This window comes from Deltaproteobacteria bacterium (assembly GCA_016223005.1).
GTDB lineage: Bacteria > Desulfobacterota > GWC2-55-46 > UBA9637 > GWC2-42-11 > JACRPW01.
Genome location: JACRPW010000055.1, coordinates 13,638 through 20,426, shown reverse-complemented (window position 1 = coordinate 20,426; position 6,789 = coordinate 13,638). Strand labels below are relative to the sequence as shown.

The following is a 6,789-nucleotide window of genomic DNA, read 5'->3' as shown; positions in this document are numbered from 1 at the left end:
ATGGGGTGAGGCATCAGGCTTCTATGTAAGTTCTGAAAGGAGGCTGTCTGTCAACTCCAAATGCGTTGACCTCCAGCCAGGATACAGGTCAGATATGTTTATCTATATTGAACTTGGAAAGAGGCTGGCAAATAATTTTGGACTTGATGTAAAGAAAATCTTCCCATATAAACTCGTTAAGAAGGGCGGGGATATGGACTATGATTCAGAAGAAATCTTCAGAGAGATTATAAGAGGCACTGCACTACCTGGTTCAGACATAGATATATCCGGCATGCTTGAGGTTGAGAAGAGGGACGGAAAATCTCCTTATCAGCAGTTGGCAGAACTTGGCGGAATCCAGTGGCCTGCGCCTACTTATGAAGTTGCAAAGGCAGGCGGACTTAAATACAGGTTCAATCATCAGGAAGACAAATACTGGCCTGATAAAGACAAGCACTACAAGAACTACAGGACTGCTGACGGTCTCTTGAATGTGAAACTTGTGCATAATGATTATACAAAACTCAAAGAGGTTCAGGGAGAGATGGCAAAGGCAGGCACTGAATCTGGCTGGCTCTTCATTGACCATCTTGATGTCCTAAAGGCAGCAAGGGACGGCGGCATGTTCCCAGAGTCTCCTGATGTTGAATACAGGGGCAAGAAGTGGGATGAGGTGCCGAAAGACAAATACCCATACTTCTTTAACTCAGGCATTGTGTATGAGCACTTCCACACAGCAAGGACGATCCGCGCTGCAACATCAAGGAAACTTGTGCCTGAACAGTATTTGGAAATCCATCCAGAGGATGCAGTTGCTTTAGGAATCAAGGACGGCGACCTTGTAAGGATTCTATCAAAGAGGATAGACCCGCTTACCAACAAACCGCCTGAGGTTATATGCAGGGCAAGCGTTGGCGACGGCAGCAAGGTAAAACCTGCAAGAAACTCTGTTCCAAGGGGCATGGTATTCCAGCCTTGGAATCTTGAGGTTGCAGACTCGCCTGACCCTGCGAAGAACAAGTGGATGACAAACTTCATTACACACAGGGCATTTGACCCGGTATCAGGTCAGGCTGACTACAAGAAGGGCGTTTGCAGGATAGAGAAGGTATAAGATTGCCCCTTTCCTTGCAGAAATAAGCAAGGGATTTAGGAGGAGGGAACCAACAGGGCGGTTTGGGTTGAAAAACCCCCCGCCCTGTTTTTTTGTGCAGGTTTTATGTTAATATGTGGGTGTTCAATTTATTGGGCGTATCGTAACTCAAGGCTTTAGCCTTGAGAATATCAAACCTGAAGGTTTGAGTTACAATCTCCGACCTGTCTGCGTGCATGGACGCACAGGCAAATAAATCGGCAACCTACAAAGAGGTTATCATGCTTCAAATAATCCGCAGGACAATTCAAATATTTGTTTTAATACTTGTCTTTTTGCTCCCGTTTTTAGGGCTTCTTGAGATAGTAGAGGCTTACTACAGAGGACACTATGTGTATATGACAAAGGGCGACGCATGGCAGGGCGCGTTTAAATTTACTGACAGGCTCTTTAAAATATTTGTAGACGACCCTATAACAGTAATAAGCGAGATTAAAGGGACGCTCTTCTGGTCATTTACAGTCTTTGGTTTTACCATAACAGACCCGCTTGCATTTTTGGGTTATATATTCAGCAGTAAAACCTTTTATTTAAGTTTTTTAGTATCCAGTCTTTTTCTCGTAGGACTCACCCTTATCTTTGGCAGGGTTTACTGCAGTTGGATATGCCCCATGAACCTCATATTTGAACTGAATAATATGTTTAGAAAACTCCTTATGAAATTGAATATAAAGCCTTTGAATATAGGTTTTAACAGGCTTCATAAATATATGCTCTTGATTACAGGCTCTATTATTTCCATTATAATCGGCACACATGTCCTTTATTTCTTATATCCCCCTATAATCTTAAACAGAGAGGTCTTGCATTTTTTCTATTTTCGTTCATTCGGCATAGGGTTGAGTGTTTTGATAGTCCTCCTCTTTATTGAAATATCTTTTTCCCAGCGGGCATGGTGCAGATATTTTTGTCCCGGCGGGGCATTGTGGTCGCTGCTCGGCATTAAAAGGCTTGTCAAAGTGGAATTTGACAAGCAACTATGCGATGACTGCGGCAAATGCAATCTGGCGTGTGAGTTCGGACTTAACCCGATGAGGGGTGAGTTCGGTATGGAATGCGATAACTGCGGAAGGTGCATAGCAAAGTGCAAACCTGATGCCCTGAAATACAGTCTGTCGCTGCCATTTAAGAAGGGAGCGTAATAGAATATGAAACCCGCATTTCTGAAAAAGACACAAAAGATAATAAAAATGTCATTGCCCGGCTTGTCCGGGCAATCCAGAATCAACGGAACTGGATTCCCCGAATAAGAGGTATTTTAAGGTGAATTTTTTCAGCAGAAGAGAATTTATCAGCAAAATAGGTGGGAGTTTCTTCCTTGCCATAGGCATAAACTTTATAAGCCTGTTCCTTAACTTTGGAAGTTCATATCGTTATAAGCCTGTTACAGTCCAGTCAAAAAAAGTGATTGAGATGCAGAGGGGCGGCGGCGAGGAATTTTTTCTAAGACCTCCCGGGGCAAGGGATGATAAAGACTTTTTATCAAAGTGCATCAAATGTCAGGCATGCGTTGAGGCGTGTCCTGTTCAGGCAATAAAAATCGCAGGCAGGGAAAAGGGCAAGAATGCGGATATGCCTTATATAATCCCTGAAATTAAAGGCTGCAACCTGTGTCTGGACAGGGATAAGATGTATTGCAACTATGTATGTCCTACAGATGCGCTTGAGAAGATACCGAATGATAAAGAAATAATATTTGAAAAGATGAAGGGCGGGCAGCCCTTGAACATGGGCATACCCATACTGGACAGAAGGATATGCTATCCATGGTACGGCGCAAATGCCTGCGGTCTTTGCTGGGAGATTTGCCCTTATACATATAAAGGCGCTGTTGTTGCAGGAGACAGGAGGGCTGTGCACCCTGCCAATGCCCCTAATTTTTTTGCCGACAAGTGTGTGGGCTGCGGTTTGTGCGTGGATATATGTCCACTTCCGCAGAGGGAAAGGGCTGTAAAACTGGTGAATGGAAGGGATATGGAGGCGCTTAAAAAATATGAGGGTATTACAGATGAAGGGCAGACATACAGATGGGCGTTTGACGAGCGCCAGATAAAGTCCAGACCTCGCACAGATGAGAGACCGCCGAGCGATGAGGAGATTTTTGGCACACCGCCGGGCGGAGTATTTATAAAATAAATCGTAACTCAAGGCTTTAGCCTTGAGAATATCAAACCTGAAGGTTTGAGTTACATGCGCCGATAAATCCGCTAGCCTACAAAGAGGGTATCATGCTTCAAATTATCCGCCGCACAATTCAGGTATCAGGCATTGTCCTGATAATATTTATCCCGTTTTTGAGCCTTTACGGTGTCCTTGCAGAAAATTATCGCCTTGCAATGGTGGATGGCGAAGGTTGGCAGAGATTCTTTGACCAGATAGACAGGATTGTCAGATACATAAGTGATGACCCGATAAAGACCGCAAGGGCATTAAAAGGGAGTCTTTTCTGGTCTGTAACCATAAAGGACTTCAACATATCTGACCCGCTTACATTTGTAGGCTCGCTCTTTGGGAGTTTGGATTTTTATTCAAAATTATTTATATCCATTGTGCCGCTGGTTTTGCTCACACTCTTATTAGGCAGGGTCTATTGCGGATGGCTCTGTCCAATGAACTTGATGTTTGAATTAAACAGCAAGATTAGAACATTGTTGAGGAAGGTGGGGATAAACACATTTAATGTCAGTTTTGCCAGATTAAATAAATATATGATGCTGATAGTAGGCGCTGTGCTTTCTCTTGTTCTTGGCGTTCAGGTTTTTTCATTTATATACCCTCCTATCCTCTTAAACAGAGAACTCATTCACCTTATATATTTTGGTTCTGTTGGCACTGGCGCTGTTATGCTGGTTTTGATATTTATATTTGAGATATCTATTTCACAGCGGGCATGGTGCAGATATTTCTGCCCGGGCGGGGCATTATGGTCTTTAATGGGCGCAAAGAGGCTTGTTCAGATTACTATTGACAGGCAGATTTGCGATGACTGCGGCAAATGCAACCTTGCATGTGAATTCGGTCTTGACCCTATGCGCGGCAAAATGGGCATGGAATGCGACAATTGCGGAAAATGTGTTTCAAAGTGTAAACCCGATGCCCTTAAGTATTCAATAGTATTTCCATGGCAAAGGGGTGGGGTAATAAGGGAACGGAATGAAGAAAAGGAAGAGTTCAGGAAGGCGAGTAATTAAGGACAAAATTTTTATTTGTCATTCCCCGGTTTATCCGGGGAATCCAGAAAAATGGATTTATACGAAGAAATTACGACTGGATTGCCCGAACAAGTCGGGCAATGACTATACAAACTTAACCAGTTCCCCGGCTTGTTCCCCCGATCAAGTCGGGGGACGGAATCCAGAAAAATGGAAAAGTATTATTATGTTTATATTCTAGCAAGCCAAAGAAATGGAACTTTGTACATAGGAATCACATCGGATTTAATTAAAAGAGTCTGGGAACACAAAAATAAATTCGTAGATGGTTTTACAAAAGAATACAATGTAAATAAACTTGTTTATTATGAGCAGTACAACGATCCGGAAAATGCCATAAAAAGAGAGAAGAGGTTAAAAAAATATAATAGAAAATGGAAGTTAAATCTAATTGAAGAAGTAAACCCCGATTGGAAGGATTTATATGAAGAAATTACAACTGGATTGCCCGAACAAGTCGGGCAATGACAACACTAAACCAACAAGAAGGGATTTTATAAAAGATATTTTTAAGGGTTTTGTTACAGCAACCGGCTTAAGTTCTTTTGCGCTGCTGTTTAATTTTGGCACAGAATACAGATTCAAGCCGCTCTGGACTGTTTCCAAAAAAATAGTCAGCATGAAGGGCGGTGAAAAGGACTTTTTTGTAAGACCGCCGGGTGCAAGGGGTGAAGAAGACTTTTTAAAGAAGTGCATTAAGTGCTATCTGTGCGTTGAGACATGTCCTTTGCAGGCTATAAAGGTCTTAGGCAGAGAAAGAGGCAGGGCTGCGGATACACCGTTCATAATACCAGAGGTTACAGGATGCGATTTATGTCTTACCAGAGAGAAAGAATTCTGCAATGCAATATGTCCTACAGACGCCCTTGAAAAGATACCTGCTGATAATAAGATTGTATTTGATAAACTTGTAATGGGTCAGCCGCAGAATATGGGCATTGCCATACTTGACAAAAGGGTTTGCTACGCATGGACCAAGGTAAGTTTGTGCTGGGCATGCTATGAGGTTTGTCCATATAAAGGAAAGGCTATAACAACAGGAGACAGGAATGCGCCAATGCCTAATGCGCCCACATTCCACCCTGCCCAGTGTGTAGGGTGCAGTCTATGTGTGGAGGTGTGTCCTGTTCCGCAGAAGGCAATAGCAATAGTATATCAGGGAGAAAAGGCATTGATAGAGGCATCCTTAGGAGAAAAACAGGAGATACCATCCCAGACCGGGGGGCCTCAGTGGCAGTTTGATACTGAAAAGATAGAGTCCCGCGCCCTTACTGACGATACTATAAATAGACTGGAGGATGTAGAAAAAGAGCATGAAAAAGAGCATCCTGCGGGCAGAAAAAAGAGCGAGGATGAGGGGTTTAATCCCAAGAATATTGATGTGCTGAAGTTCTAAAAACAGGCAATGGGTAAATAGGCTATGGGCTATAGGTTCTAGTTTTTCCTATTGCCTATTGCCCATTGCCTATAGCCTAAATTATAGGAGGAGCATCTATGAAAAGGATTATCTTAATGCTGGTTATAATTGTTTTTGCCTCTGTTTCATTTTCATTTGCAGGAGAACCTGTCAAAATACCTGCCCGGGATACATATAAACATCTAAAGAGGGATTCGGTAGAATTTAAGGAAATCAAGGCTGTCTTTGACAACCTTATAGTTCTTGCCAAAAAAGGGGATATTGAAGGTATTATGCAAAATTTTTCAAAAAACTATATAAATTCAGGCAGAGAGGCAAATGATGCGAAGAAGCAGTGGCAAACGATTATCAACAACTTTACGAATCTGGAACTGGCACATCCTATATTTTCAATAGAGGTTTCAGGCAACTTTGCAAGGATGAGGTGCGAAGGGACTTTAATGGGTAAACCCAAAAACCCAATTCCCGGAGAGATAGAAGAATCAATAATAATTGACTCATGGAGTCTGGGCGCCCACAATATTATAAAAGAGGATGGCAAGTGGAAGATACTTGGGGATCAGGTGCCGTTTGATACAGGGAGGACATTTCATCCGTTGTTTTAAAATCAGGCTATAGGCAATGGGCTATGGGCGATAAATACAGGCAATGGGTTATTAGGCTATGGGCTATAAAAACCCTTCACCTATAGCCTATCGCCTATTGCCCGTATTTATCGCCTCTTGCCCAATATCATTTTATGTTTGAAAATATCACAAGAAGAATATTTCTAAAAGGCTCGTTGATATTAGGCAGCGCTATAGTATTCGGCGGTTTTTTGCTGAAAAAGGCTGCCTCTGCAAAGGCCTATCTGCGCCCGCCCGGTTCCATATCTGAAAATGAATTTGCAGGCAGGTGCATCCGGTGTTTTATATGCGGTGAGGTCTGCCCGAATAAGGCGATAAAATTTGTTGGTCTTGATGGAGGAATATCAAACATTGGAACGCCTTATATAGTGCCGAGAGAGCAGGGATGCATGCTATGTA

The 6,789-nt window shown here is 42.7% G+C and carries 8 protein-coding genes; all 8 read left to right on the top strand.

Annotation, left to right across the window (positions count from 1 at the left end):
* Positions 1–94: 94 nt before the first annotated feature.
* Positions 95–1,096: a hypothetical protein gene (locus HZC45_06450; GenBank protein ID MBI5682787.1), complete on the top strand. Its 1,002-nt coding sequence runs from the start codon at positions 95–97 to the stop codon at positions 1,094–1,096.
* 260 nt (positions 1,097–1,356) lie between these two features.
* Positions 1,357–2,277 carry a 4Fe-4S binding protein gene (locus HZC45_06445; protein ID MBI5682786.1) on the top strand — a complete coding sequence of 307 codons (921 nt, stop codon included), beginning with the start codon at positions 1,357–1,359 and terminating at the stop codon, positions 2,275–2,277.
* A 121-nt stretch (positions 2,278–2,398) separates the two neighbouring features.
* Positions 2,399–3,271: a 4Fe-4S dicluster domain-containing protein gene (locus tag HZC45_06440; protein ID MBI5682785.1), complete on the top strand. Its 873-nt coding sequence runs from the start codon at positions 2,399–2,401 to the stop codon at positions 3,269–3,271.
* A 92-nt stretch (positions 3,272–3,363) separates the two neighbouring features.
* Entirely contained in the window at positions 3,364–4,326 is a 963-nt protein-coding gene (locus HZC45_06435) for a 4Fe-4S binding protein (GenBank protein ID MBI5682784.1), read from the top strand.
* 171 nt (positions 4,327–4,497) lie between these two features.
* Complete coding sequence (locus HZC45_06430; protein MBI5682783.1) at positions 4,498–4,815, top strand: GIY-YIG nuclease family protein; 318 nt, start codon at positions 4,498–4,500, stop codon at positions 4,813–4,815.
* Positions 4,772–5,743 (top strand): 4Fe-4S dicluster domain-containing protein, encoded by a 972-nt coding sequence (locus HZC45_06425; GenBank protein MBI5682782.1) that lies wholly within the window; start codon positions 4,772–4,774, stop codon positions 5,741–5,743. The genes HZC45_06430 and HZC45_06425 overlap by 44 nt, the downstream gene beginning before the upstream one ends.
* Before the next feature lie 98 nt (positions 5,744–5,841).
* Positions 5,842–6,369 carry a hypothetical protein gene (locus tag HZC45_06420; protein MBI5682781.1) on the top strand — a complete coding sequence of 176 codons (528 nt, stop codon included), beginning with the start codon at positions 5,842–5,844 and terminating at the stop codon, positions 6,367–6,369.
* A 212-nt stretch (positions 6,370–6,581) separates the two neighbouring features.
* Positions 6,582–6,789, top strand: a 208-nt coding sequence (locus HZC45_06415; protein MBI5682780.1) for a 4Fe-4S dicluster domain-containing protein, incomplete at its 3' end; no start/stop codon positions are given.